Consider the following 23,353-nt stretch of genomic DNA (forward strand, 5'->3'; position numbering starts at 1 on the left):
GGGCATGACGAATCCGCAGCCCGGGTGGTACCCCGACTCGCCCGGCTCCACAGTCCTGCGCTGGTGGGACGGCAACCAGTGGACCAACAACACCCAGCAGCAGCCGCGCAGCGACGCCAGCGGCTGGGAGATCCCGATCGGCCAGGGACCCGACCCGGCCCGCATCCAGGAGCAGCAGCGCCGCGCGGGTGTCGGCCAGGTCGGCCAGGGTGGCGGCACCCTGTTCACCGAGCCGGTGCTGGTGGTGAACCAGAAGGTCAAGCTCATCGAGATGTCGAACGAGTACTCGGTGTTCGACCAGCAGGGCCGCCAGATCGGCTCGGTCGCCCAGGTGGGGCAGAGCGCGCTGAAGAAGGCCGTCCGGTTCCTGGGCAGCTACGACCAGTTCTTCACCCACAAGCTCGAGGTCCGCGACGTCAACCACCAGACGGTGCTGCGGCTCACCCGGCCGGCGAAGTTCGTGAAGTCGCGGATGATCGTCGAGCGCGGCGACGGCGCGCCGATCGGCGAGATCGTGCAGCAGAACGTGTTCGGCAAGATCCGCTTCTCGTTCGTGGTCAACGGCCAGGACATCGGCGGCATCCAGGCGGAGAACTGGCGGGCCTGGAACTTCGCCGTGGTCGACCACACCGGTGCCGAGGTCGCGCGGATCACCAAGACGTTCGAGGGCGTGGCCAAGACGCTGTTCACCAACGCGGACAACTACGTGCTGCAGATCCACCGGCCGCTGCCGGACCCGCTGATCTCGATGGTGGTCGCCTCGGCACTCACCGTCGACACCGCGCTCAAGCAGGACAGCCGGGGCTTCGGCTGAGTCGGGGCGCATGGCAGGCTTGCGCCTCGTGCGAACCGCTCCGACTGTCGACCCAGCAACCAAGGGCGAACTGGCCCGCCTGGTGAGCGAGCTTGCCGTGGTGCACGGCAAGGTCACGCTCGCGTCCGGCAAGGAGGCCGACTACTACGTCGACCTCCGCCGGGCCACCCTCCACCACGCCGCGGCACCGCTGATCGGGCGGCTGCTGCGCGGGCTCACCGGCGACTGGGACTACGTCGCCGCGGGCGGCCTGACCCTCGGCGCCGACCCGGTCGCGCTGGCGATGATGCACGCCGCCGCGGCCGCCGGTGAGGTGCTCGACGCCTTCGTGGTCCGCAAGGACGCCAAGGCGCACGGCCTACAGCGGCGGATCGAGGGCATCGAGGTCAGCGGGCAGCGGGTGCTCGCGGTCGAGGACACCTCCACGACCGGGGGCAGCGTGCTCACCGCCGTCGACGCGCTGCAGGAGGCGGGCGCGGTCGTGATCGGCGTGGTCACCGTGGTCGACCGGGACACCGGCGCCCGCGAGGCCATCGAGGCGCGTGGGCTGCCGTACCGCTCGCTGCTCGGGTTGGCCGACCTCGGCCTGGTCGACACCGACTGACCAGCGCCGACCCGGGTGGACCTGCCCCAACTTGGGTACTTTGGAAGTACTCGCCGGTTCTACCGGTGGTTGGGGAGGTGGCCGGTGTTCGCTGTGCTCGCCCATGCGACCGTGTTCGTGCACTTCGTGGCGTTGCTCTACATCGGCCTGGGCGGTTTCCTCGCCTGGAGATGGCCCAGGTCGATCTTCCTGCACCTGCTCTTCGCCGCCTGGGGCGTGATCGTCAACGTCACGTCCGCGGCCTGCCCGCTGACCTCGCTGGAGAACTTCTTTCGGGCGAAGCAGGGTCTCGGTCCGCTTCCCGGTGGCTTCAACGAGTACTACATCTTCGGTGAGATCCTGCCCACCGGCTACATTGGCCTCGCCGTGGCGGTCGGTGTCGCGGCGTTGGTGACCTCTTACGCGGGTGTGTACATCCAGTGGCGGAATCGCAAGAGCACGAGCCGGATGGTCCCGGTGAAGTAGGGCCGACGGGTGGAGTAGGGCCAACGGAGTGGGTCTTCGGTGACCCGGTCGGGGTCGGCCCGTGGCCGGGCGAGTGGCCCGAGGGCGCGCGGTACGACCCCGAGCTGCTGGCCGGGGGCGACCGCCGCAACGTGGTCGACGCCTACCGCTACTGGAGCCGGGCCGCGGTGGTCGCCGACCTCGACGAGCGCAGGCACGACTTCCACGTCGCCATCGAGAACTTCCAGCACGACCACAACATCGGGACCGTGGTCCGCACCGCCAACGCCTTCGCCGCGCGGGCGGTGCACATCGTGGGGCGCAAGCGGTGGAACCGGCGCGGGGCCATGGTCACCGACCGATACCAGCACGTGCACCACCACCCGACCGTCGAGTCGCTTGTGGACTATGCGGCCACGGAGGGTCTCGCTGTGGTGGGGGTCGACAACACCCCCGGCTCGGTTCCGGTTGAAACCGCCACCCTGCCGCGCCGCTGCGTTCTCCTCTTCGGCCAAGAGGGGCCAGGGCTGACCGACGAGGCCCGGGCGGGCGCGGACCTGCTCGTGTCCATTGCGCAGTTCGGCTCCACCCGGTCGATCAACGCCGGGGTGGCGGCCGGGATCGTGATGCACGCGTGGATCCGCGCGCATGCCGACCTCAGTCGAGCCTGGTGACCCCGGCCACCGCCGCCCGTCTCAAGTGGACATTCATGGCCAGGTCGGTGCTGTCGGTCCACTGGTCCACCGCCCCGGTCAGCGGGAGTCCGCTCAGCGTCGTGCCCTCGAGCGCCGCGCCCGCGAGCAGGGCCTCGACGAACCGGTCGGCGAGCAGCACCGGGTACGGCCTGCCGTAGTAGGTGCGCCGGGTGCCGTCCACCGGTTGGAACCCCGGGGTGAGGTTGTGCGTGGTGGCGGCGAACTCGTAGGCGTCGGCGAGCCGGTCGCCGCGCTCGCGGTAGTCCACGGCGGTCAGGACGTCGCGCAGGATGTCGGTGATCGGCTGGGCGCCCAGGCGGGCGAAGGCGCTGCCGAGCCACTTGCTGTACGGCGGGTAGACGCGGTGGTAGAGCAGGACTAGCCGGATCAGCTCGCGCACCAGCCGGGCGGCCACCACGGCCGAGCCGATCTCGTCGCCGACCTCACCCGCCCGGCCGACGAACGCCTCTTCCTGCGCGATCCGCCGCCACTGGCAGGCCAGCACGTAGCGGAACACGTGGTCGGGGTACCAGGCGAGCCCGCGGCGCAGCAGGTCGAGCTGGTCGAGACCGTCGTGGAACACCGTCCCGCCGGTGATCTGGGCGAGCTCCTGCGTCGGGGTCGCCAGCCAGTCGAGGGTGGTGACCTCCAGCCGCGGGTCGAACCCGAGCCTGCGCTCGGCCCAGCCCGCGATGTCGGTCACCTCGACCCGGTGCGCGACCGGGCCGTCGGTGGGCGTCATGTGCCCGACCCCGACACCCTCGAAGTGCGTCGGGTAGCCGAGGAACTCCTTGGGCAGCCGCTCGGCCAGCTCGCGGTGGATCCGGTCGGCCTGCGACAGGTCGGCGATGAAGACCTGGCAGCGCGGCCCCCACTCGTGGTCGGCGGAGATCTCGGTGTCGTAGCCCAGCACCTCCGACCCGGTGTCCAGCCGCGCCGCCGAGTGCGGCACGTGCACCAGGGGCGCGACCGCCTCCAGGTAGAAGCGGCGGGACAGTTCCAGGCCGGGGATCACGCCTCCCAGCGTGGCAGCGGCGGCAAGCGGATTTCCCCGATCTTCTCCCTGATCTTGCCTGGCGGGCACGCACCGGACCGCGGCCCGGGCGCACCATGGGGGCATGACCCGGGACAACGCCGACCCCGCGCTCTGGGCCGCGCGCGCGGGCGTGGCCGAGCGCGCCGTGCGCTCGCGGCACCTGCGGCGCGTGTGGGGCGCGCCGGGCACCCTGCTGGGGGTGGCGGCCTGGCCCCCGGGAACGGGGCAACGGCTGCACGCGCACTGGAACTACTGGTGGCAGGCGCACCTGCTCGACTGCCTGGTCGACGCGCAGCTGCGCTCGGCGAACCCCGCCCGGGGGCGGGTGATCCAGGCGCTGGTGCGCGGGATCCGGGTGCGCAACTTCGGGGTGTGGACCAACGACTACTACGACGACATCGCCTGGCTCGGGCTCGCGCTGCTGCGCACCACGGAGGCGGGCGAGGCCGGGGTGAGCGCGGACCGACCGCTGCAGGCCATCGCCGCCCAGCTCCGCGAGGGGTGGACCGACGAGGCGGGCGGCGGCGTCTGGTGGCGGCGCAAGGACACCTTCAAGAACGTGCCCGCCAACGGGCCCACCGCGATCCTCTTCGCCCGCCTCGGTGACCTGGCCCGGGCCCGTGCGACCACGGAGTGGATGGCCGAGTACCTGGTCGACCCGGACACCGGCCTGCTGTGGGACGGCTTGCACGTGCGCCCGGACGGATCGGTCGGGGAGGTCGTCACCACGATCTACACCTACTGCCAGGGCGTGTTCCTGGGCGCCTGCGTGGAACTCGGCCGAACCGAGTGGGCGGCGCGCACGATCCACGCGGTGGACAAGAACCTCGCGGTCAACGGAGTCCTGCCCGGGCAGGAGGGTGGGGACGGTGGGCTGTTCGCGGGAATCCTGGCCCGCTACCTGGCCCAGTCCGCCCTGCGCCTGCCGGACGCCGCGGCCGAGGTGGCCCGCCGCCTGGTGTTGAGCTCCGCCGAGGCGGCCTGGCGCAACCGCACGATCGCCGCCAGCGGCCCGGTGTTCGGCCCCGAGTGGTCCGAGCCCGCGGTGGCACCGCGCGGCCGGACCGACCGGCGGGTGGAACGCGACCTGTCGGTGCAGCTGTCCGGGTGGATGGTGCTGGAAGCCGCCGCCCTGCTGGAACGCGACCGCGGACCGGGCTCGTGACGCCGGTCCCGGTGGACCACCCGAGCGTGTCAGCATGGCGGCATGAGTGTGCTGGTGGTGACCGGTGGTGCCCGGGGTATCGGGGCGGCGATCTGCCGCCGAGCGGCCCGGGACGGGTTCGACGTGGTGGTCAACTACGCGCGTGACGAGGCCGCCGCGGCCGCGGTCGTGCGGGAGGTCGAGGCGCTGGGCAGGCGGGGGCTGGCCGTGCGCGCGGACGTGGCGGACGAGGACGAGGTCGCCGCGCTGTTCACCGCCGCCGACGCGCTCGGGCCGTTGACCGGGCTGGTCGCCAACGCGGGCATCACCGGCGACACCCCCGGGCGGCTCGACCAGCAGTCCGCCGCCACCGTCCGGCGGGTGCTCGACGTGAACGTCACCGGGGTCTTCCTGTGCCTGCGGGAGGCCGTCCGGCGGATGTCCGGGCGCGGTGGGGCCATCGTGACGATCTCCAGCACCGCCGCGCACCGCGGCTCGCCCGGGGAGTGGGCGCACTACGCGGCGAGCAAGGCCGCCGTGGAAACGCTCACCTACGGGTTGGCGCAAGAGGTCGCCGGTGAGGGGATCCGGGTCAACGTCGTGGCGCCGGGGCTGGTCAACACGGACCTGCACAGCGCGGCGGGGATGCCCGACCGGCCCGCGCGGCTCGCCTCGCGGATCCCGCTGGGGCGGGCGGGTGAGCCCGAGGAGATCGCCGAGGGGGTGGTGTGGCTGCTCAGCCCCGCCGCGTCCTTCGTGACCGGGGCGGTGTTGCCGATCTCGGGCGGCTTCTGAGCTTTCTGAGCTGCGGTGATCACCCGTTGCCGGGGCGGCAGCCGAGCCCGGGCTGTTCCGCGGTGATCAGGTCTGCTCAACTGGACAGGTGCTGAGACTGGTGGGCCGCGTCCTCTGGGTGCTTGCCCGGACTGTCCTAACCGGACTCTTCCTGCCCGCGCTGGTCATCGCCGCCGCCGTCGGCACCGCGCTCTTCCACGCCTACGCCCAGTCCGGCGTGCTGGGGGTCGGCGCGCACGTCCTCCTGGTGGTCCTGGCCGTTTCCCTCGCCCTGGTCACCAGCGCGTGCACGGCGTGCTTCCTGGACTGGAGCGAGTTCGAGGACCGCGAGCTCGCGCCCGGCGCGTTCGCCGGGCTGATGATCGTCGTGCTGGTCTTCCTCTGCGTGTCGCCCGCCGCCCAGCTCACCCAGGCGTCGGTGCTGGCCGACCGCGGTGTGGTCGTCTCCTGCGCGGTGACCCGGGTGGTGCCGGACGGCAAGGAGCGCAACTTCACCCACACGGTGGACTGCGGGACCACCCACGCCGAGTTCCCCCGGCCATTCCGCCTGGCCGAGCCGGGCGGGCGCCTCGACGTGCTGGTCGACCCCGGCGGCGACGTGGACCCGCTGCCCGCCGCCGAGGCCGCCGACCAGCGCGCGGCGGCCGTCGAGCTCACCACCGGCGCCCTGATCGGGTGCGGGGTGATCGCGCTCGCCCGTGCGGGCCTGTGGGTCTGGGCGCACCGCACCAGGCGGCGGCCCGGTGCGGCACCGCGGGCCGGCGTGGGTGAGCTGGGGGCTGTCGGTTAGCGCGGGCTAGCGCGGGAAGTAGGCCGTCAGCGTGGTGCGGCCGTCGGTGTGGGTGAGGTCGAAGCGGCTGGTCATGGCCTGGATCATGACCAGGCCGTGGCCGCGGGTGATGCCCAGGTCGCGGTTCGGGTCCCGCCAGCGGCCGTGGTCGGTCACGCTCACCACCGCGTCGTCCTCGCGCAGGGTGACGGTCAGCGCCACCAGGCCCGGCTCGCCGCTGTAGGCGTGCTCCATGGCGTTGGCCAGCGCCTCGTACACGGCCAGCACGATGTCGGAGACCAGGGCCTCGGGGGCGGACTGGCCACGCAGCCAGTCAGTGAGGCGGTGCCGGGCGCCCGCGAGCTCGTCGCAGTCCGCGGTGACGGTGAAGCTCAGTGACGCGATGCTCCGCGTGGTCGAGTCGATCTTCGGATCCAGCACGCCGCCCCCTCCGGGTGTGCGGGTCCGCCCAAACCCGACCGCCATGACCGTCGCCCGCCCGGGTGTTCGCGTTACCCGTCGCGTGTGATCGCACTCGATCGTGGGTACGCGGGGCACAACGTTGTTCTCCACGGGAGGAGCTGACCCCGATGTCCGACGACCTGGGCCTCATCGGCGACCTGGACCTGTCGATCCCCGACGCGCGGCGCGCCCAGGCCGCCCGGGTGGTCGCGGCCTGCTCCACCGATGCGGCGGAATGTGCCGAATTGCTTGCCATGCTCGGCCTGTCCGCCGATGGCGGGACCAAACGTGACGAGCATCGGGCGGCGTGAGGTGTAGGTCGGATTCGCCCGGGTACTCACTGGTCGTAATGCCCGACGCACCCTGGAGGAGCTGATCTCGTTGAGCACCATCACCGAGTCCGTCGATGTGACCGTCCCGGTGTCCACCGCCTACAACCAGTGGACCCAGTTCGAGTCGTTCCCGTACTTCATGGAGGGCGTCGAGCGGATCCAGCAGCTCGACGACCGGCACACGCACTGGGTGACCAAGATCGGCGGGGTCACCCGCGAGTTCGACGCGACCATCACCGAGCAGATCCCGGACGAGCGGGTCGCCTGGCGTTCGGACGCGGGCCCGGACCACGCCGGTGTGATCACCTTCCACCGGCTCAACGAGCGCGAGACCCGGGTCACCGCCCAGATGGACATCGACCCCGAGGGCTTCGCCGAGAACGTGGCCGACAAGCTGGGCATCATCGACCGGCGGATCAAGTCGGACATGAAGCGGTTCAAGGAGTTCATCGAGGACCGCGACGGCAAGGCCACCGGTTCGTGGCGCGGCGAGGTCGAGGCCCCGGGCCAGATCCCGCCCAAGTAGTTCTCGCGACACCGCACCACCACACGAGCAGTACCGGCACCACCGCACGAGCACTACCGCGACGCGCCTCGCGGCAGAGCCCCCGACCGAGGTCGGGGGCTTTCGCGTGCGCCTAGTCGGTCGTGTCGGCCGCTGGGGTCGCCTGGGTCGCTGGGGTCGTCTGGGTCGCCGCCTGGGTCGCGCAGCCGCAGGAGCCGCGGTGGGTGAGCGCGGGGGCCAGCAGCACGGTCTCCGGTGCCCGCTCCGGGTCGGCCAACCGCGCCAGCAGCAGCCGCACCGCGGTCCGGCCGATCTCGTCCACCGGGTGCGCCATCGTGGTGATGCCGGGGGTGACCAGCTCGGCCCAGTCGACCTCGTCGTGGCCCGCGATGGACAGGTCGCGGCCGATCTCCAGGCCGTGCGCCCTGGCCTCCCGGTAGGCCCCGGCGGTCATCGCGCCGTTGCCGGTGATCACCGCGGTGGGGCGTTCGGGGACGGTCAGCAGCCTGCGCATGGCCAGCACGCCGTCCTCGTGGGTGGCGCCGCCGCCCGCGACCAGGTTGGAGTCCCAGCGCAGGCCCGCCCGGCCCAGGCCCAGCCGGTACCCGAGGGTGCGCTCCTCGCTGGCGCCCATCCACTCGACGCCGCTGATGAAGGCGATCCGGCGGTGGCCCGCGCCCGCCAGGTGCGAGACCAGCGCCGAGGTGGACTGGATGTTCTCCGGGCCGACCTGGTCGAGCTTGATCTTGTGCGAGACCCGGTCGACCAGGACCGCGGGCACCCCGGTGCGGGCCAGTTGCTCCAGCGTCGAGGTGTCGCCCGGGGCGGGGGTGAGCAGCATGCCGTCGACCCGCCGCGCCTGCAGCTTGCGCACGGCGGCCCGTTCGCCGTCCTCGGTGTCGAGGGTGTCGCCCAGCAGCACGGTGTACCCGGCCGCGGTGGCCTCGGCCTCGATGGCGTGGATCAGCTGCGCCAGGTGCGGGTTGGCCAGCAGCGACATGGCCACCCCGATGGACTTGGTGCCGCCGGTGACCAGCGACCGGGCGATCGCGTTGCCGGTGTAGCCGGTGCTCTCGATCGCGGCGAGGACCCGGTCGCGGGTCGCGCCCGCGACCGGCCGGGTCTCGTTGACCACGTGTGAGACGGTGCTGATCGAGACACCCGCCAGCTTGGCGACGTCCTCCATGGTGGCCACTGCGTGCTCGACTCCAACTCTCGTGGCAAACGCTTGCGGGAACCCTACCCAGACGGGGGTGCTGCTGATGACCCGGGAGCCCGTTTTCGCTGATCTGGTCGGTCGCGCGGCGGCGCTCGCGGTGCCCGGCGAGCGCCGGTTGCTGGGGATCTGCGGCGCGCCGGGCTCGGGCAAGTCGACGCTGGCCCACCGGCTGGTCGACGCCCTGGGCGGCCGGGCCGCCCTGGTGGGCATGGACGGCTTCCACCTCGCCCAGGTCGAGCTCGACCGGCTCGGCCGCGCCGAGCGCAAGGGTGCCCCCGATACCTTCGACGAGGGCGGCTACGCGCACCTGCTGCGCCGGTTGCGCGCCAACGACGAACCGGTCGTCTACGCCCCCGAGTTCCGCCGCGAGATCGAGGAGCCGATCGCCTGCGCTGTCCCGGTCGGGTGTGACGTTCCCCTCGTGGTGACCGAGGGCAACTACCTGTTGCTGTGGCCGGACGTGCGCCCCCTGCTGACCGAGGCCTGGTACCTCGACCCCGGCGAGGACGTCCGCCGCGCACGCCTCCTAGCACGCCATATGGCCTACGGCCGGACTCGCGACCAGGCCTGGGCGCGCACCACCGGATCGGACGAGCACAACGCCCAACTGGTGGCGACCACCGCGCCAACAGCGGACCTCCTGCTGCGGAAGATCGATTGACCGAACGCACCCGAGTCACTCGACTGGGGCACTATGGCGGACGGCCCGCCCCCGAACGGGTCAAGGAGAGGACGGTTCGTCGATGCCCACGTTGACCGGCGTCCACCACGTCGCGCTGACGGTCACGGACGTTGACCGCAGCGTCCCCTGGTACGAGCGCGTGCTCGGCTTCACCACCGCCGGCCGCGCCGACGAGGGCGAGCAGGGCCTGCGCAAGGTGTTCCTGCGCGGCTTCGGCATCACGCTGACCCTGGTCCAGCACCCCGGCGGTGCGCACGAGCCGTTCGACGAGTGCAGACCCGGCCTGGACCACCTGACGTTCTCGGTCTCCGACGAGGCGACCCTGCGCGGGTGGACCGACCGGCTCACCGAGCACGGCGTGACGTTCTCCCCGATCACCGAGGAGATCTCCGCCCCCGGTGCCGCCGTGGTGGTGCTGCGCGACCCGGACGGCATCCAGCTGGTGCTCTGGGCCCCGCCTAGTCCGTGACCGAGACGGTGTCGACCGGCCTGCGCATCTCCTGCCGGTAGCGCAGCACGCCCCAGACCGTGCCGACCACGAAGAACGCCACGCTGCCCACGACCGCGGCGGTCTTGAGCCACGGCAGCTCGTCGAGCAGTCCCGCGCCGTAGTAGCCGAGCAGCACCAGGGTCGGCACCCAGGCCACGCCGCCGATGAAGGTGGCCAGCGCGAACCGGCGGGGGTCCATCTTCGCCGCGCCCGCGACCAGCGGGGCCAGCGTGCGGATCCACGGGATCCAGCGGGCCACCACGATGGCGAAGAAGCCGCGCCGGTCCAGGAAGTCCCTGGCGCGGTCGAGGTTGTGCTGGGAGAGCACCCGGCCGCCGACCCGGGTGATGATCGCGTGGCCGGTCTTGGCGCCGACGTAGTAGCCGAGCTGGTTGCCCGCGACCGCGACCAGGGTGGCCACCAGCGAGAGCCACCAGGCCTGGTGCTCGGCGCCGTGCTGGGCCAGCACGACCCCGGCGGCGAACAGCAGCGAGTCGCCGGGCAGGAACAGGCCCACGATGAAGGCGCACTCGGCGAAGACGAAGCCCAGCACGATGGCCCAGACGAGCAGTGGACCAGCGGATTCGAGCACGCCGAGCGCGGTGTTCACGGCCGTAGGGTACGTGCCCGACCTGGCGCGCCGCAGATGTTCGGGGTCGTATTCACCGGACTTCGGTCACGATTCAACCCCGGTCAAGATCGCATTTCCGGCCTGGAAATGATTCGCCCGATAGCCGGTGTCGGACGACAATTCCAGCCGTGATCACCACGCGCGAGGGCACGGTGCGCGACCTGCAGGCGCTGGCCCAGCGGATCTTCTCCCCCGCGAGCCTGTGCCACGTCGGTGACCTGGCCTGGCAGCGGTTCCAGCACGCGGGCCGGGAGGCGGAGTGGACGACGCGGGTGTGGGAGCGCGACGGCGTGGTGCTCGCCTGGGGCTGGGTGGACGCCCACGGCCTGCAACTGCTGGTGGACCCGGCTTTCCCGTACCTGGCGGGCGCGGTGCTCGACGAGTTCCCCGGCCACTCGGTCCCGGTGCTCGACTCTGAGGTCCACGTCATCGCGGCGCTGGTCGAGCGGGGTTACCGCGCCCAGGAGGGCCCCTTCTCCGTCTACCTCGCGCATCCGCTCACCGACCTGGCCACCCCGGTTCTCCCGGACGGCTTCCACGCCCGCCACGTCACGCCCGCGGATCTGGACCGGCGGGTCGAGGTGCACCGCGCGGCCTGGCACCCGTCGCGGGTGACCGCGGCGAGCTACGCGGCGCTCAGCGCCGCTTGGCCCTATCAGGCGACCCTCGACTGGGTGATTGAAGCGCCGGACGGGACCTTCGCCGCCAGCTGCCTGATCTGGCTCGACCCGGTCCACCGGGTCGCCGAGCTGGAGCCGGTCGGTACCGCCCCCACCCACCGCCGCAAGGGGCTCGCCCGCGCGGTCTGCCTGGCGGCCATGCGCGCGGCTCGGGACGCGGGGGCCGAGCGCGCGATCGTCTACCCGGTGGTGGGCGACCCGCGGTCGGTCGGCGCGCTGCCGCTCTACCTCGGCCTCGGTTTCACCCAGTACGGCCGCTGCACCACCTACCGGGGTGGAACTCGATCAATCGGTCGCTCGTTCGCCTGACGTGCTGGTGCGGTTGAGCGGGCTCGGTGTCCGCGTAGGTGCTGAGCGGTGGTTGTTCCGGGGACTCGACCTCGAACTCGCCGAGGGCAGCTGCCTGGCCCTGACCGGGGTCAACGGATCGGGGAAGTCGACGTTGCTGCGCTGCCTCTACGGGGTGCAAGACCCCACCGAGGGCTCGGTCACCGTCGACGGGCAGCCGCCGGACGAGCGGCGGCCTGAGTTCCGCAGGGCCGTGTCCGTGCTGTTCGACGACTCGGCGCTGTTCGGCGAGTACACCCCCGCCCAGCACTTCGAGCTGCTCGGCGTCGAGGAGCCCGACCACGACCTGCCCGACGTGCCCAGCCGTCAGCTCTCCGCCGGGCAGCAGCGCAGGCTGCTGCTGCGCGGTGCCTTCGCCCGCCCGCACCGGCTGCTCCTGCTCGACGAGCCCGAGCGCGCGGTCGACGCCGCGGGCCGGGAGTGGTTGGCGGGGATGGTCAAGGCGGCCAAGGCCGCGGGTGCGGCCGTGGTGATCGCCAGCCACTTCCCGCCGCTGGTCCAGGCGGTGGCCGACCAGTTCGTCGACCTCGACGAGGCCGGTGGCACGGCTGAGCGGACGCGGTGACGGCGGTGCGACGCGCCCGCCCGGCATTGCCGCTTGGTGCCCGGGCGTCCGGGCTTTCCAGCTCGCGACGGACCGCGGAGCCCGGCCGGTGAGGGCGTTCGGACGCTGGTTGGCCGACTGGCCGATCGTGGTCTTCGTCCTCGGCGGGGTGCTCGCGCTGCCGTTCTACAAGGCCGCCGACGTGCGCGCGAAGTTCATCGGCGACCACCCGCTACCCGTCGACGGCACGCTGACCCTCTTGCTCGTCGCCCTGGCGGTGAGCGTGTTCTCGGTGCTGCGCCGCTCCCACGTCTGGGCCGATCCGGCCCGGCTGACCTGGGACGACACCGGCGACCGAGACCGACCCATCACCCGCCGGCTGCTTGGTGCGCTGGCGGTCCGCGCGGCCGTGGTGGGGTACTTGTTCGCCGCGGGCGGGGTGGTCCTCGGCTGGCCCGACCTGGTGCTCTCGGTAGCGCTCGTCCTCGCCGCGGGCGTTTTCGCCTACCGACGGGCGGCTCGGCCCGCGCACCCGGCCGAGCTCGCCGCGCCGTTCCTGCTCGTCGCGGCCAGCATTGCTCCACAGTGGACCGCGTGGTTGGTGGTCGGGGTGCTGGCCGCTGCCGCCATCCCGGGGCGCGGGCTCCTGGCGCGGCGCGACGAGCTGGTGCGCGGGTGGAACGCCAAGGTCCTGCGCTCGGTCTCGGCCGCCTTCGGCGACGTCCTCGCCCTGCTCCCGGCCGCCCGCCCGGTCCGGCTCAGGCTCACCAGCACGGCGCGTCTCGTCCTCGCCGGGGTCGCCGCGCGACGTAGCGCGTTGCCGTCCGCCTTGTTGATCGCGCTCGTGGTTCCCTTGCTGCACCGGCTTTTCCCGGTTGTCGACCCCGGGTGGCTCACCGGCGTGGGCGGGTACCTGGTCCTGGTCCCGCTGGCGGGCGGGCTTTCCGAGGTGGTCCGGGTGGCGGGTCTGCGCCGCTGGGTCCCCGCGAGCACCCGCGCGCTCAAGCTCACCACCACCGGCGTGCTCACCGCGGTCGGACTGGCCTGGGTCGCGCTCACTGTCCTCTTCGGACTCCCAGTCGCACCCCGGGTCGAGTCGCTCACCGCGCTGCTGGCGGCGTGGGCCGCGGTGCGCACCGCGACCCGCCCGGACATCGACTACGCCTCCGCGGTCGCGGTCGACGCCGGTGGTCTCTACGTGCCAGTGGGTCTGGCCCGCCAGTTGGTGCGCGGGCCAGACCTGCTGCTGTTCGGGCTGCTGGTCCTGAACGCCTACTTCCACTCGTCGTAGCCGAGCACCACGTCGTGCGTGCCCGCCTGGCCGCCGCCCAGGCGCACCTGGTCGGCAGTCGGCGAGTAGCCGCTGGCGACCACGGTGTACTCGCCCTCGGCCAGGTCGTCGATGGCGTAGCGGCCCTCCAGGTCGGTCGTGGTCACGGTGACCATCCCGCCGGAGGCGTCCAGCACGGTGATCCGCGCGTCCGGTACCGCGACTCCCCCGTGCGTGCGGGCCACGCCCGCGAGCGACGCGCCGCCGACCAGTTCTACGTCGTGGCGCAGCTCCCCGGAAGCGGGTAGCCGCACCGGTGTGGCCGCGGGGCGGAACGCGGGCGCGCTCACCACGAGGGTGAACTCGCCGCACCGCACACCGCTGAACCGGTAGCTGCCGTCGGAGGCGCTGGGCTGCGACTCGACCACGTCGCCACGCGGGTCGGTGAGCGTCACCCGGGCCGAGCCGACCGGGGTGTGCCCGTCCGCGGTCATCACGAACCCGTGCAGCACCGTCACGCCGGTCAGCACGACGTCCACTGTGGACTGTCCTGGTCGGACGGTCACGGTGGTGGCCCGCGGCTGGTGCTCGGGCGCGGAGGCCAGCAGCACGTACGACCCGGGGACCGGCGCGTCGAGCGCGTAGCCGCCCGAGGTGTCGGCGCCGCCGCGCCACACCTGCTTGCCCTCGTCGTCCAGCAGGGTCAGCGCCGCACCCGGGACACCCGAACCGTCCGGGCCGCGGACCTGGCCGCGCACCCCGGGTGACGGGTAGAAACCGTTGTGCCCGGCGGGTTCCCCGTCGAGGGCGTTCCCGCTGAACGAGCCGTTGGCGGAGACCGGCTCCGGTTCCGGCGCGCGCTCGGGCTCCGGCGCGGGGTCAGCAGTCCCCGTCTCGGAGTCGGACTCGTTCTCAGTCTCGGAGTCGAGCTCGGCGGCGTGCGCCGGGGAGGTCACCGTGGCCGGGTTCTCCTTGGCAGCGTCCGGCAGCAGCGCCTCGCCGCCCTCCATGATCGCGGGCCCGGTGGTCAGCCGCAGCGGGATCTCCTTGATGAACAGCGACACCACGAACGCCAGCACCATCACCGCGGCGCCCACCAGGAACACCAGCTGGATGGAGTCGACGAAGCCCTGCTGGAACGGCAGCGCCAGCCGCGGGTCCACCGTCTGCAGGAACGACGAGTCCTGCAGCACCCCGCCGCCACCGCCGCCCTGCAGCGCGTCGAACACCGGCTTGTTCACCGGGTTCGCGCGGACCGCCGGGTCGGCCAGCGCGGCCTGGAACTGCGGGGTCGCCGCCGCCGTGCGGAACGCCGAGGCGATGTTGTCGGCGACCGTGCTGAACAGCAGCGACAGGAACACCGCGACACCGAGCGTGCCACCGAGCTGGCGGAAGAACGTCGTCGAGGCGGTGGCCACGCCGACGTCGCGGAAGGGCACCGCGTTCTGCGCCGCCACGGTCAGGGTCTGCATGCAGAAGCCCAGCCCGAGGCCGAACACGGTCATGAACACGATCGGCTGCCAGATCGGGGTGGCGACCTCGACGGTGTGGAACAGCAGCAGCCCGGCGACCAGCAGCGCCGAGCCGATGATCGGGAAGATCTTGTAGCGGCCGGTGCGCGAGGTGATCTGCCCCGAGGTGATCGAGGCGATCATGATGCCGAGCATCATCGGCACCATCATCAGCCCGGCCTCGGTCGGGGTGAAGCCGCGCACGATCTGCAGGTACTGCGGCACCATCGAGATCCCGCCGAACATGCCGACACCGAGGATGGTGCCCGCGACGATCGTCAGCGCGAAGGTGGAGGTCTTGAACAGCCGCAGCGGGATCAGCGCCTCGTCCTTCATCGCCCGTTCGACCAGCAGGAACCCGATCAGGCCGATGACCCCGATGCCGTAGCAGAGCACCGCCCTGGTCGAGTCCCAGCCCCACTCCCGGCCCTGCTCGGCCACGATCAGCAGCGGTACCACCGCGACCGAGAGGAAGACCGCGCCGAAGTAGTCGACCCGGTGGTCGCGCCGCTCGTGCGGCACGTTGAGCACCCTGGTCACCACGAACAGCGCGATGATGCCGATCGGCACGTTCACCAGGAACACCCAGCGCCAGCCGGTGATGCCCAGGATCTCGCCCTGGCCCGCGAAGAAGCCGCCGATGACCGGGCCGAGCACGCTGGAGGTGCCGAACACGGCCAGGAAGTAGCCCTGGTACTTGGCCCGCTCCCGGGGCGGCACGATGTCGGCGATGATCGTCAGCGCCAGCGACATCAGGCCACCGGCGCCCAGGCCCTGGAACGCCCGGTAGGCGGCGAGCTCGTACATCGAGGTGGCCAGCGTGCAGGCCAGCGAGCCGACGATGAAGATCGAGATCGCGGTGATGAAGAACGGCTTGCGGCCGTAGATGTCGGACAGCTTGCCGTAGAGCGGCGTGGAGACCGTCGAGGTGATCAGGTAGGCGGTGGTGGCCCAGGCCTGCAGGTTCAGCCCGTGCAGGTCGTCGGCGATAGTCCGGATCGAGGTGCCGACGATGGTCTGGTCGAGCGCGGCCAGGAACATGCCGAGCAGCAGCCCGGACATGATCACCAGGATCTGCCGGTGGGTCAGGCCGGGACGCTCCGGCGCGGCGTGCTTGGCCGCGTCGGTCCCGGCGGTGGCGGCGGTCATGCGGGTTCCCCTTGGTGGTTCTCGATGTCGGCGTTGAGCGTGGTGAGCAGGCGCACCAGGGTCCGGCGGTCGTCGTCGGGCCAGTGCGCGAGCAGCGCGGCGACGCGCTGGGTGCGCAGCCTGCGGTTGGCGGTGAACACCCGGTCGCCCTCCTCGGTCGGCGCGAGCACGCAGGCCCGCCCGTCACCGGGGTCGGTGCGCCGCTCGAGCCAGCCGCGCGCCACCAGTGCGCTCACCTGCCTGCTGACCGTGGACGGGTCGGCGTGGATGGCCTCGGCGAGCGCGTTGGCCCGCAACGGGCCCAGGTGCACCAGCGCGGCGAGCAGCGCGTAGTCCGACCGCTCGACCGCGTCCCGGGTCCCCCCGGTGAAGTGCTGCTTGGCGTGGTGGCTCAACCGCAGGAACCGCACGAGCTGCAGGCCGAGTTCATCGGCGGTGCGCAGCTCGGCGGGGCACGGCGCGTCGGGGAGGGTGTCCGACATGACGTCTCCTTGGTTGTGCCTGCCAACTGGTTGCGTTACCCAAGCATGTTCCTCGGCCCGGGTGATCGCAAGCCAGACGCGCGCGCCCGCGGCGGCCTAGGCGGCCAGCTCCTCGGCGAGCGCGCCGCGCAGGAACTCCCCGGCCTGGCCGATGGCCAGCCGCCCCTCCGGCAGCACCGGGTAGAACGCCGGGAACACGTGCACCTGGCCCGGCCAAACCTGCAGCTCGCAGTGGGCGCCCGCCATCGTCATGGCCGACGCCAGCCGCTCGGCGTCACCCCGCAGGCACTCGGTGTCACCCACCTGGATGAGCATCGGCGGCCAGCGCCGCTTCGAGCCCTTGAGCACCGCCAGCCGGGGGTGGTCAACGCCATACTCGCCCGCGTAGAGCGCGGCGACCTCCCGGGCCCGCGCGGGCGGGATGTACGGATCGCGGTGGCGCGCGTCGCGCTCGTCGAGCTGGGCGCAGGTGAGGTCGAGGAACGGCGAGAACAGCACCGCCGCGCCGGGCATCACCATCCGCTGACGGGTCAGGTCGGCCAGCAGCCCGGCGGTGAGGTGGCCCCCGGCCGAGTCGCCCGCGACCACGACCCGGTCGGCGGCGTAGCCCTGGTCCAAGAGCCACCGGTACGCCGCGAGCGCGTCGTCGGCCGCAGCGGGGAAGGGGTGCTCGGGAGCGCGCCGGTAGTCCAAGAGGAGCACGGGTAAGCCACACGCCTGCGACAGCGCCGCGGCCAAGTGGCGGTGAGTGCGCAGCGAGCCGAAGACGAAGCCGCCGCCGTGCAGGTACAGGACAGCGCCCGCGTGCTCGTCGGCGTCCCGCCCGGTGATCCACAGACCCGTGACGTCGCCGTAGCCGTGCGGCTCGGACACCGCGCGGATCCGGGTGCCGCGGGGCAGCCGGGTGAACCCGACCGCGTCGAAGGCGTCCCGCACGACCCGCAGCTGGGCACCCCGCAACCGCAGCCGGTCGGCCAGCGGGCGCACGCAGGTGAGCATGTACCGGGCGAGTGCCCTGGCCTGCACGCTCGGTCCTGGCAGCTCGCTCATGGCACACCCCCGATCGCGGGCGTCAGCAGTGACACCCACCACACCAACTGTAGGTCAGCACCCGGCCGATCGCCTACGGTTGGCCGGTGAGCACACCCCTGCTGACCAGGCTCCGCTCCGCCCTGGGCGCGGACGGGGTGATCACCGATCCGGACGTCGCCGCCGGCTACCAGCGCGACATGATGCCGCTCGCGCCGTTCGGCGCGCCGCTGGCCGTCGTGCTGCCGCGCGCGGTCGAGCAGGTCCAAGAGGTCGTCCGCGCGTGCGCGGCGCACGGTGTGCCGATCGTGCCGCGCGGCGCGGGCAGCGGCCTGTCCGGCGCGGCCAACGCCCTCGACGGCTGCGTCGTGCTGGTCACCACCCGGATGAACGCGATCCTGGAGATCGACCCGGACAACCGGCTCGCCGTCGTGGAGCCGGGCGTGGTCAACCTCGACCTGCGCGGCGCCGTCGAGAAGCACGGGCTGTTCTACCCACCGGACCCCTCCAGCTACGACTGGTGCACGATCGGCGGCAACCTGTCCACCAACGCCGGTGGCCTGTGCTGCGTGAAGTATGGCGTCACCACCGACTCCGTGCTGGGGCTGCACGTCGTGCTGGCCGACGGCGAGCTGCTCACGACCGGCAGGCGCACCGTCAAGGGTGTCGCGGGCTACGACCTGACCAAGCTGTTCGTCGGCAGCGAGGGCACCCTCGGCGTGATCACCCAGGCCACCCTCGCGCTGCGCCCGCTCCCGCAGGCGCCCGGCACGGTGGTCGCCGCGTTCGGCTCCACCGGGGCCGCGGGCGCCGCGGTGAGCCGGGTCGTGCGCGAGGGGATCGTGCCGTCGCTGATGGAGATCATGGACGCCACCTCGATCGAGGCCGTCGAGGCGCACCTGCGGACCGAGCTGGGCGCGGGCAAGGGCTGCGCGGCGCTGCTGATCTGCCAGTCCGACTCCGGCGGCGAGGCCGCCCGCCGCGAGCTCGCGGCCATCGAGCAGGTTTGCCTGGACTCCGGCGCCGAGCTGGCGCACACCACGTTCGACCCCGCCGAGGGCCAACTCCTGCTCACCGCCCGCCGGGCCGTGCTCAACGCCCTGGAGGTCTACGGCGCCTGGTTGACCGACGACGTCTGCGTCCCCCGCACCCGCATCGCCGAGCTGATCGAGGGCTGCGAGCGGGTCAGCGCCGCGGTCGGCCTGCGGATCGCCGTCGTCGGCCACGCGGGCGACGGCAACATGCACCCCACGATTGTGTACGACCCGACCTCGGCCGACGAGCTCGCCCGGGCCCAGCGCGCCTTCGACGAGATCCTGGCCCTCGGACTGGGGCTCGGTGGCACGGTCACCGGCGAGCACGGCGTCGGCAAGATCAAGCGCGAGTGGCTGGCCCGCGAGATCGGCCCGGTCGGGCTGCGCACCCACCGAGCCGTCAAGGCCGCGCTCGACCCGGCCGGTCTGTTCAACCCCGGTTCGATGTTCGAGCTCGAGCGGCGGGGAACCGACGGGTCGCCCGCGCCGTCCGACCAGGGCTGATCATGTTTGGAGGGGTGCGGTGACCGACCACGTGGAACTCACCGGTGGCAGTGCCGAGGACGTCGAACGCGAGCTCGCGGCCTGGAACCGGTCGATGGAGGCCACCGCCGCCCGGTACCGGGACATGCGGCTGGCCACCGAGACCGTCCAGGTCACCGAGTCCTCCCCGGACGGCGCGGTCACCGTGACCGTCGACCACACCGGGCAGGTCGTCGACATCGCCACCACCCCGGCGCTGGCCAAGCTCAAGCCCGAGCAGGTCGGCGGGCGGGTCCTGGCCACCATCAAGCGCGCCCAGGCCCGGCTGGCGACCAGGGTCGGCGACGCCATGCGCGCCACCCTCGGCGACGCCGACCCGGCGGTGGACCGCATGGTCGAGCAGTACCGCACCCGCTTCCCGGAGCCGGTCAGCGAGCCGGAGGACACGCAGTACCGCTTCGGGCCCCAGGACCCCGCGCCCGCGCCCCCGCGCAGGCCGCGCCCGGCCGCCCGCCCGGCTGATGACGACGAGGACTTCGGCGGCGGCGTCCTGCGCTAGCCGTACTGATCGAGAGGGGGACCCGATGCCGGACGGATACGGGCTCACCGCGACCGAGCTGGACGCCCACGCCAGCCACGTCGACGGCGTGGCCGACCAGCTCAACACCGCGCTCAGCGCGGCCACCGCGGTGGCCCTGCCCACCGGGGCCTACGGGGTCATCTGCCAGTTCTTCCCGCCGCTGCTCGACCCGGTGGAGCAGTACGGCATCGACGCGATCACCGAGTCGGTCACCGCGATGACCGACAACGCCGCGGGGATCCGGGGCAACGCGGAGAACTACCGCACCATGGAGTCCGACACCGCCGACGCGTTCGACCGGGGTGTCCGGTGACCAACCCGCTCATCGCCGCGCCCGAGGACCAGACCACCGCGGTCACCGGCATCGGCATCGCCGAGGCCGCCGTCGGCCTCTACGACGCGGTCAACTCCAAGGACTGGATCGACGCGGGCATCAACGCCGCGGGCTTCGGGCTCGAGGCGCTGGGCATGGCCATGGACCCGGTCGGCACGCTGGTCGGCTACGGCGTCTCCTGGGTCATCGAGCACTGCAGGCCGCTCAAGGAGGCGCTGGACAAGCTCGCGGGCGACCCGTCGGTGATCGCCTCCTACGCCCAGACCTGGAACAACGTGGGCACCGCGGTCACCAAGGCCGCCGACGACTTCAGCCGCGCGGTCACCGCCGACCTGACCAGCTGGACCGGCGCCGCCGCCGACGCCTACCGGGCCACCGCGGCCGAGCAGACCGACGCGATGCGCGGCGCGGGCACCCTCGCCAACACCATCGGCACCATCACCCAGATCGTCGGCGAGCTGGTCGGCATGGTGCGCGAGCTGGTCCGCGAGATCATCGCGATCCTGGTCTCCTACCTGGTCGAGCTGATCATCGAGGAGCTGGCCAGCTTCGGCCTGGCCACCCCGCTGGTGATCGAGCAGGGCGTCGCGGCGATCACCAGGGCCACCGGCAAGGTCACCCGGGTGCTGGGCAAGCTGATGAGCTCGCTGCGCAAGATCGCGGCCAAGCTGCCGGAGATCATCCGGGTGCTCGGCGACGTGATCCGCAAGCTGGCCAAGCGCGGGTCCAAGGTGGACACCCCGAACCCGGTCCGCTCGCCCGGGTCCCCCGGCGCGGGCTCCACCTCGCCCAGCGGAGCCCCGTCGGCCACGCCGAACGGCACCGCGACGCCGAACACGCCCAGTGGCAGCACACCGCCGCCCGGGAGCACCTCGCCCTCGGGCGCCACCCCGACCCCGACGCCGAACACGCCGAGTCCCACCACCAACCCCTCGGGCGGCACCCCGACGCCGCACACCCCCGGCGGCGGTACCCCGAACACACCGTCCGGGTCGACCTCGCCGTCCGGCGCGGGTAGCGGTACGCCGCCCACCCAGACCGGCGGCGGTGGCACGGGTCAGGGCGGTGGCGGCACGCCGCCGAACAACCACCCGCCGAACGGGCCCGGCCCCAGGCCGAACAACCCGCCGGACCCCAAGCACATCAAGCACACCGACCAGTCCCGGCAGCACATCCTCGACGGCGAGGGCGGGAACCAGGGCGGCCACCGGGCGGGCACCGGCAAGCCGGGCAAGACCGAGTTCCCGAAGAGCTGGACCGACGACGACATCGTCGACGCCGCGCATCAGGTCACCCAGCAGGGGCCGCCGTCGAAGGGCCCGTACCTGACCAACGACGGCAAGGGCAACAAGGCCTGGGCCTACGACTACGAGGGCCAGGTCAACGGGGTGACGGTCAAGACGACGGTGCTGGAGAACGGCGAGATCCGCACCGCGTACCCGCCCAGGTCGACCGACCCGGGCGTGATCACCAACCCGCCCGCGCCCAACCCGGCGCCCCAGGGGATCCCGCAGGCGGTGACCCCTCACTACAGTAATCCGGACCCGACTGTCGGCGGCGACGGCTCGTGGACCTGGCGCGGCAACAAGGGCGGCCGGGACATCGAGATCGTCCTGGACGACCAGGGCAACGTCACCCGGCACGACCATGGCCCGTACAACAAGAAGTGACGGATCGAGACGATGGACACCAAGCAGTACGCCACCGCCACCGAGGTCTGCCGACGGCTAGCGGGCAGGCTCTCCGATGACGTCGTCAGCGTCGTGCAGTCGCAGATCTTCGCGGGCGAGGACGAGCTCGCGCTGTCCTCGCTGCTGCTGAACCTGCAGTACGAGGGCGTCGCCGTCACCGCGGACGAGGCCGAGATGATCCGCACCCTGCTCGAGGACCCGCAGGACCCGGAACTGGCCGCGGTCCAGGTGACCGCCGCGGTGCCCCCGCCCGCCTACCGCTTCACCCCGACCGCCCCGGCCGACGCGCCGGACGCGGGCGGCGCCGACCAGGTCGTGATCGCCGAGTCCGCCCTGGTGGGCGGTCGCCGGGTCCGCCGCGCCTGGCGGGAACCGCTGCCCGAGGCGGCCAACCCGGCCACCTGGGTCTACCTCGTGCAGGTGGCGCCCGATGTGGACGAGCTGCGCGCCTACAGCGCGATCAGCTCGCAGCTGTGGGTGCACCGGCAGGAGAAGTGGCCGGTGGAGGTGGTGGTCGAGGGCAGGCTGCTGCCCCCGTACCAGGCCGCCGCCGTCACCGCCGCCCACCAGATCTGGTCCGCTTAGAGCCAACGTCGAAGGGGGCGGTCGCCGGACATCCGGCGACCGCCCCCTTCGGGCTGTTCGGGGTCAGAGCGTGTGCTCGACGCCGCGCTTGCGCTCGCGGCGGGCCTTCACCAGCTCGATGACGATCGGGATGACCGAGATCAGCACGATCAGGACCAGCATCGCCTCGAGGTTGTCGTGGATGAAGTCGATCTGGCCGAGGAAGAAGCCCAGGATGGTCAGGCCGGTCGCCCAGAGCACGGCGCCGAGGGCGGAGTAGGTGAAGAACTTCCGCTTGTCCATCGCGGCCACCCCGGCGATGGCGGTGATGAAGGTGCGCACCACCGGCACGAACCGGGCCAGCACGATCGCCCGCGGGCCGTACTTCTCGAAGAACGCGTGCGTCTTGACCACGTGCTCCTGCTTGAACAGCTTGGAGTCCGGCTTGTTGAACAGCGTGGGCCCGGCCTTGGCGCCGATGTAGTAGCCGACCACGTTGCCCGCGAAGGCGCACACCGTCAGCAGCACGCAGATCAGCCAGAGCGGCGTGGTGATGGTGTCCCTGGCCACCAGCAGGCCCGCGGTGAACAGCAGCGAGTCGCCCGGCAGGAAGAAGCCGAGCAGCAGCCCGCACTCGGCGAAGATGATCAGGGCCACGATCGGCAGCGTCCAGTTGCCCAGGCTGGTGAGGATGACCTCGGGATCCAGCCAGGAGGGCAGCAGGGCCAGGTTCACGGGGAGGTCGGCGCTCACCTGGAACAAGGTACAGGGCAGCGCTGTGCCGTTCCTGTGCGGCGGTGCGGGTTGCGCCGTTCAGAGCAGGGTGAGGAAACCGACCAGCGCGCCCGCGGCCAGCCCGAGCAGCAGGGCCAGCCCGAGCACCCACCACGCCCGCGGCGGCGCCTCGCGCGCACTGTGGACTGTCGCGTCCGGAACCTCCGGCGCGGCGACGGGCATCGGGGTCCGGGCCGCCTGCGCACGGAGCGCGTCCGTGAGCAGGCGTTCCGGGTCGGCCTCCTCGGTCATGCCGCG

The 23,353-nt window shown here is 72.3% G+C and carries 28 protein-coding genes; 19 read left to right on the top strand and 9 right to left on the bottom strand.

From position 1 onward, the window contains the following. Window positions 1-4: 4 nt before the first annotated feature. The 4 genes from QSK30_RS05730 to QSK30_RS05745 all read left to right on the top strand — a co-directional run bounded on the left by QSK30_RS05730 (window position 5) and on the right by QSK30_RS05745 (window position 2,536). Complete coding sequence (locus QSK30_RS05730) at window positions 5-814, top strand: LURP-one-related family protein (RefSeq protein WP_285500140.1); 810 nt, start codon at window positions 5-7, stop codon at window positions 812-814. Between the two features lie 10 nt (window positions 815-824). Next, window positions 825-1,418, top strand: coding sequence for an orotate phosphoribosyltransferase (pyrE, locus tag QSK30_RS05735; protein WP_285500141.1), 594 nt, complete (start codon window positions 825-827; stop codon window positions 1,416-1,418). 84 nt (window positions 1,419-1,502) lie between these two features. Next, on the top strand, window positions 1,503-1,883 hold the full coding sequence (locus tag QSK30_RS05740) for a DUF2784 domain-containing protein (RefSeq protein WP_285500142.1): 381 nt from the start codon (window positions 1,503-1,505) through the stop codon (window positions 1,881-1,883). After that, window positions 1,838-2,536 carry a TrmH family RNA methyltransferase gene (locus QSK30_RS05745; protein ID WP_285500143.1) on the top strand — a complete coding sequence of 233 codons (699 nt, stop codon included), beginning with the start codon at window positions 1,838-1,840 and terminating at the stop codon, window positions 2,534-2,536. The genes QSK30_RS05740 and QSK30_RS05745 overlap by 46 nt, the downstream gene beginning before the upstream one ends. On the opposite strand, the gene QSK30_RS05750 is transcribed toward QSK30_RS05745, so the two are convergent. Beyond that, complete coding sequence (locus QSK30_RS05750) at window positions 2,520-3,572, bottom strand: DUF4037 domain-containing protein (RefSeq protein WP_285500144.1); 1,053 nt, start codon at window positions 3,570-3,572, stop codon at window positions 2,520-2,522. The genes QSK30_RS05745 and QSK30_RS05750 overlap by 17 nt on opposite strands. 103 nt (window positions 3,573-3,675) lie before the next feature. Here QSK30_RS05750 and QSK30_RS05755 point away from each other — a divergent pair, with 103 nt between their 5' ends. The 3 genes from QSK30_RS05755 (at window position 3,676) to QSK30_RS05765 (ending at window position 6,322) form a co-directional block, all read left to right on the top strand. Beyond that, the gene (locus QSK30_RS05755; RefSeq protein ID WP_285500145.1) at window positions 3,676-4,758 is read left to right on the top strand and encodes a glycoside hydrolase family 76 protein; all 1,083 of its coding nucleotides are present in this window, start codon (window positions 3,676-3,678) and stop codon (window positions 4,756-4,758) included. A 42-nt stretch (window positions 4,759-4,800) separates the two neighbouring features. Next, window positions 4,801-5,532 (top strand): SDR family NAD(P)-dependent oxidoreductase, encoded by a 732-nt coding sequence (locus tag QSK30_RS05760; protein ID WP_285500146.1) that lies wholly within the window; start codon window positions 4,801-4,803, stop codon window positions 5,530-5,532. Between the two features lie 88 nt (window positions 5,533-5,620). Beyond that, complete coding sequence (locus QSK30_RS05765) at window positions 5,621-6,322, top strand: hypothetical protein (RefSeq protein ID WP_285500147.1); 702 nt, start codon at window positions 5,621-5,623, stop codon at window positions 6,320-6,322. A gap of 6 nt (window positions 6,323-6,328) precedes the next feature. Here QSK30_RS05765 and QSK30_RS05770 read toward each other — a convergent pair whose 3' ends face one another. Beyond that, the gene (locus QSK30_RS05770) at window positions 6,329-6,742 is read right to left on the bottom strand and encodes an ATP-binding protein (protein ID WP_285500149.1); all 414 of its coding nucleotides are present in this window, start codon (window positions 6,740-6,742) and stop codon (window positions 6,329-6,331) included. Between the two features lie 149 nt (window positions 6,743-6,891). Here QSK30_RS05770 and QSK30_RS05775 point away from each other — a divergent pair, with 149 nt between their 5' ends. Together QSK30_RS05775 and QSK30_RS05780 are read left to right on the top strand one after the other, a co-directional pair. Beyond that, window positions 6,892-7,074, top strand: a complete 183-nt coding sequence (locus tag QSK30_RS05775; protein WP_285500150.1) for a hypothetical protein — start codon at window positions 6,892-6,894, stop codon at window positions 7,072-7,074. Window positions 7,075-7,144: 70 nt separating this feature from the next. After that, entirely contained in the window at window positions 7,145-7,621 is a 477-nt protein-coding gene (locus tag QSK30_RS05780) for an SRPBCC family protein (protein ID WP_285500151.1), read from the top strand. Window positions 7,622-7,733: 112 nt separating this feature from the next. Here the strand turns inward: QSK30_RS05780 and QSK30_RS05785 are convergent, their stop codons facing one another. Then, window positions 7,734-8,786, bottom strand: a complete 1,053-nt coding sequence (locus tag QSK30_RS05785; RefSeq protein WP_285500416.1) for a LacI family DNA-binding transcriptional regulator — start codon at window positions 8,784-8,786, stop codon at window positions 7,734-7,736. Window positions 8,787-8,862: 76 nt separating this feature from the next. On the opposite strand from QSK30_RS05785, the gene QSK30_RS05790 reads away from it, so the two are divergent. Both QSK30_RS05790 and QSK30_RS05795 read left to right on the top strand, forming a co-directional pair. Further along, window positions 8,863-9,480 carry a nucleoside/nucleotide kinase family protein gene (locus QSK30_RS05790; RefSeq protein ID WP_285500153.1) on the top strand — a complete coding sequence of 206 codons (618 nt, stop codon included), beginning with the start codon at window positions 8,863-8,865 and terminating at the stop codon, window positions 9,478-9,480. An 82-nt stretch (window positions 9,481-9,562) separates the two neighbouring features. Beyond that, entirely contained in the window at window positions 9,563-9,970 is a 408-nt protein-coding gene (locus tag QSK30_RS05795; protein ID WP_285500155.1) for a VOC family protein, read from the top strand. Here the strand turns inward: QSK30_RS05795 and QSK30_RS05800 are convergent. Then, the gene (locus QSK30_RS05800) at window positions 9,960-10,601 is read right to left on the bottom strand and encodes a DedA family protein (protein WP_285500157.1); all 642 of its coding nucleotides are present in this window, start codon (window positions 10,599-10,601) and stop codon (window positions 9,960-9,962) included. The two genes, QSK30_RS05795 and QSK30_RS05800, sit on opposite strands and share 11 nt — an antisense overlap. A gap of 149 nt (window positions 10,602-10,750) precedes the next feature. On the opposite strand from QSK30_RS05800, the gene QSK30_RS05805 reads away from it, so the two are divergent. The 3 genes from QSK30_RS05805 to QSK30_RS05815 all read left to right on the top strand — a co-directional run bounded on the left by QSK30_RS05805 (window position 10,751) and on the right by QSK30_RS05815 (window position 13,485). After that, entirely contained in the window at window positions 10,751-11,611 is an 861-nt protein-coding gene (locus QSK30_RS05805; protein WP_285500158.1) for a GNAT family N-acetyltransferase, read from the top strand. Window positions 11,612-11,663: 52 nt separating this feature from the next. Then, a complete protein-coding gene (locus tag QSK30_RS05810) occupies window positions 11,664-12,215 on the top strand; it encodes an ABC transporter ATP-binding protein (RefSeq protein ID WP_285500159.1) in 552 nt (183 codons plus the stop codon). Window positions 12,216-12,303: 88 nt separating this feature from the next. After that, a complete protein-coding gene (locus QSK30_RS05815) occupies window positions 12,304-13,485 on the top strand; it encodes a DUF6297 family protein (protein WP_285500161.1) in 1,182 nt (393 codons plus the stop codon). On the opposite strand, the gene QSK30_RS05820 is transcribed toward QSK30_RS05815, so the two are convergent. The 3 genes from QSK30_RS05820 to QSK30_RS05830 all read right to left on the bottom strand — a co-directional run bounded on the left by QSK30_RS05820 (window position 13,467) and on the right by QSK30_RS05830 (window position 17,656). Next, entirely contained in the window at window positions 13,467-16,124 is a 2,658-nt protein-coding gene (locus QSK30_RS05820) for an MFS transporter (RefSeq protein WP_285500162.1), read from the bottom strand. The genes QSK30_RS05815 and QSK30_RS05820 overlap by 19 nt on opposite strands. Continuing rightward, window positions 16,121-16,606, bottom strand: a complete 486-nt coding sequence (locus QSK30_RS05825) for a MarR family winged helix-turn-helix transcriptional regulator (protein ID WP_285500164.1) — start codon at window positions 16,604-16,606, stop codon at window positions 16,121-16,123. The genes QSK30_RS05820 and QSK30_RS05825 overlap by 4 nt, the downstream gene beginning before the upstream one ends. Window positions 16,607-16,702: 96 nt before the next feature. Next, a complete protein-coding gene (locus tag QSK30_RS05830) occupies window positions 16,703-17,656 on the bottom strand; it encodes an alpha/beta hydrolase (RefSeq protein WP_285500165.1) in 954 nt (317 codons plus the stop codon). 86 nt (window positions 17,657-17,742) lie between these two features. Here QSK30_RS05830 and QSK30_RS05835 point away from each other — a divergent pair, with 86 nt between their 5' ends. Genes QSK30_RS05835 through QSK30_RS05855 form a run of 5 tightly spaced genes read left to right on the top strand, consistent with a single transcriptional unit; the run spans window position 17,743 to window position 22,342 of the window. Continuing rightward, the gene (locus tag QSK30_RS05835) at window positions 17,743-19,173 is read left to right on the top strand and encodes an FAD-binding oxidoreductase (protein ID WP_285500167.1); all 1,431 of its coding nucleotides are present in this window, start codon (window positions 17,743-17,745) and stop codon (window positions 19,171-19,173) included. 19 nt (window positions 19,174-19,192) lie between these two features. Then, window positions 19,193-19,711, top strand: a complete 519-nt coding sequence (locus QSK30_RS05840; RefSeq protein ID WP_285500169.1) for a YbaB/EbfC family nucleoid-associated protein — start codon at window positions 19,193-19,195, stop codon at window positions 19,709-19,711. Between the two features lie 25 nt (window positions 19,712-19,736). Next, window positions 19,737-20,045 carry a type VII secretion target gene (locus tag QSK30_RS05845; protein WP_285500170.1) on the top strand — a complete coding sequence of 103 codons (309 nt, stop codon included), beginning with the start codon at window positions 19,737-19,739 and terminating at the stop codon, window positions 20,043-20,045. Further along, window positions 20,042-21,736, top strand: coding sequence for an EndoU domain-containing protein (locus QSK30_RS05850; protein ID WP_285500171.1), 1,695 nt, complete (start codon window positions 20,042-20,044; stop codon window positions 21,734-21,736). Before QSK30_RS05845 ends, QSK30_RS05850 begins: the two co-directional genes overlap by 4 nt. Before the next feature lie 12 nt (window positions 21,737-21,748). Next, a complete protein-coding gene (locus QSK30_RS05855) occupies window positions 21,749-22,342 on the top strand; it encodes a hypothetical protein (RefSeq protein ID WP_285500173.1) in 594 nt (197 codons plus the stop codon). Between the two features lie 63 nt (window positions 22,343-22,405). Here the strand turns inward: QSK30_RS05855 and QSK30_RS05860 are convergent, their stop codons facing one another. Both QSK30_RS05860 and QSK30_RS05865 read right to left on the bottom strand, forming a co-directional pair. Continuing rightward, the gene (locus QSK30_RS05860; protein ID WP_285500174.1) at window positions 22,406-23,074 is read right to left on the bottom strand and encodes a DedA family protein; all 669 of its coding nucleotides are present in this window, start codon (window positions 23,072-23,074) and stop codon (window positions 22,406-22,408) included. Between the two features lie 60 nt (window positions 23,075-23,134). Further along, on the bottom strand, window positions 23,135-23,347 hold the full coding sequence (locus QSK30_RS05865; protein ID WP_285500175.1) for a hypothetical protein: 213 nt from the start codon (window positions 23,345-23,347) through the stop codon (window positions 23,135-23,137). Window positions 23,348-23,353: the final 6 nt, after the last annotated feature.

This window comes from Actinokineospora sp. NBRC 105648, assembly GCF_030269645.1.
Taxonomy (GTDB): Bacteria; Actinomycetota; Actinomycetes; order Mycobacteriales; family Pseudonocardiaceae; genus Actinokineospora.

Bases quoted from the DNA above. Each gene is read 5' to 3' on its own strand.
- QSK30_RS05755 (WP_285500145.1), top strand. From the start codon at position 3,676: ATGACCCGGGACAACGCCGACCCCGCGCTCTGGGCCGCGCGCGCGGGC.
- QSK30_RS05775 (WP_285500150.1), top strand. From the start codon at position 6,892: ATGTCCGACGACCTGGGCCTCATCGGCGACCTGGACCTGTCGATCCCC.
- QSK30_RS05865 (WP_285500175.1), bottom strand. From the start codon at position 23,347: ATGACCGAGGAGGCCGACCCGGAACGCCTGCTCACGGACGCGCTCCGT.
- QSK30_RS05790 (WP_285500153.1), top strand. From the start codon at position 8,863: ATGACCCGGGAGCCCGTTTTCGCTGATCTGGTCGGTCGCGCGGCGGCG.
- QSK30_RS05795 (WP_285500155.1), top strand. From the start codon at position 9,563: ATGCCCACGTTGACCGGCGTCCACCACGTCGCGCTGACGGTCACGGAC.
- QSK30_RS05855 (WP_285500173.1), top strand. From the start codon at position 21,749: ATGGACACCAAGCAGTACGCCACCGCCACCGAGGTCTGCCGACGGCTA.
- QSK30_RS05825 (WP_285500164.1), bottom strand. From the start codon at position 16,606: ATGTCGGACACCCTCCCCGACGCGCCGTGCCCCGCCGAGCTGCGCACC.
- QSK30_RS05820 (WP_285500162.1), bottom strand. From the start codon at position 16,124: ATGACCGCCGCCACCGCCGGGACCGACGCGGCCAAGCACGCCGCGCCG.
- QSK30_RS05730 (WP_285500140.1), top strand. From the start codon at position 5: ATGACGAATCCGCAGCCCGGGTGGTACCCCGACTCGCCCGGCTCCACA.
- QSK30_RS05785 (WP_285500416.1), bottom strand. From the start codon at position 8,786: ATGGAGGACGTCGCCAAGCTGGCGGGTGTCTCGATCAGCACCGTCTCA.
- QSK30_RS05830 (WP_285500165.1), bottom strand. From the start codon at position 17,656: ATGAGCGAGCTGCCAGGACCGAGCGTGCAGGCCAGGGCACTCGCCCGG.
- QSK30_RS05845 (WP_285500170.1), top strand. From the start codon at position 19,737: ATGCCGGACGGATACGGGCTCACCGCGACCGAGCTGGACGCCCACGCC.
- QSK30_RS05760 (WP_285500146.1), top strand. From the start codon at position 4,801: ATGAGTGTGCTGGTGGTGACCGGTGGTGCCCGGGGTATCGGGGCGGCG.
- pyrE (WP_285500141.1), top strand. From the start codon at position 825: ATGGCAGGCTTGCGCCTCGTGCGAACCGCTCCGACTGTCGACCCAGCA.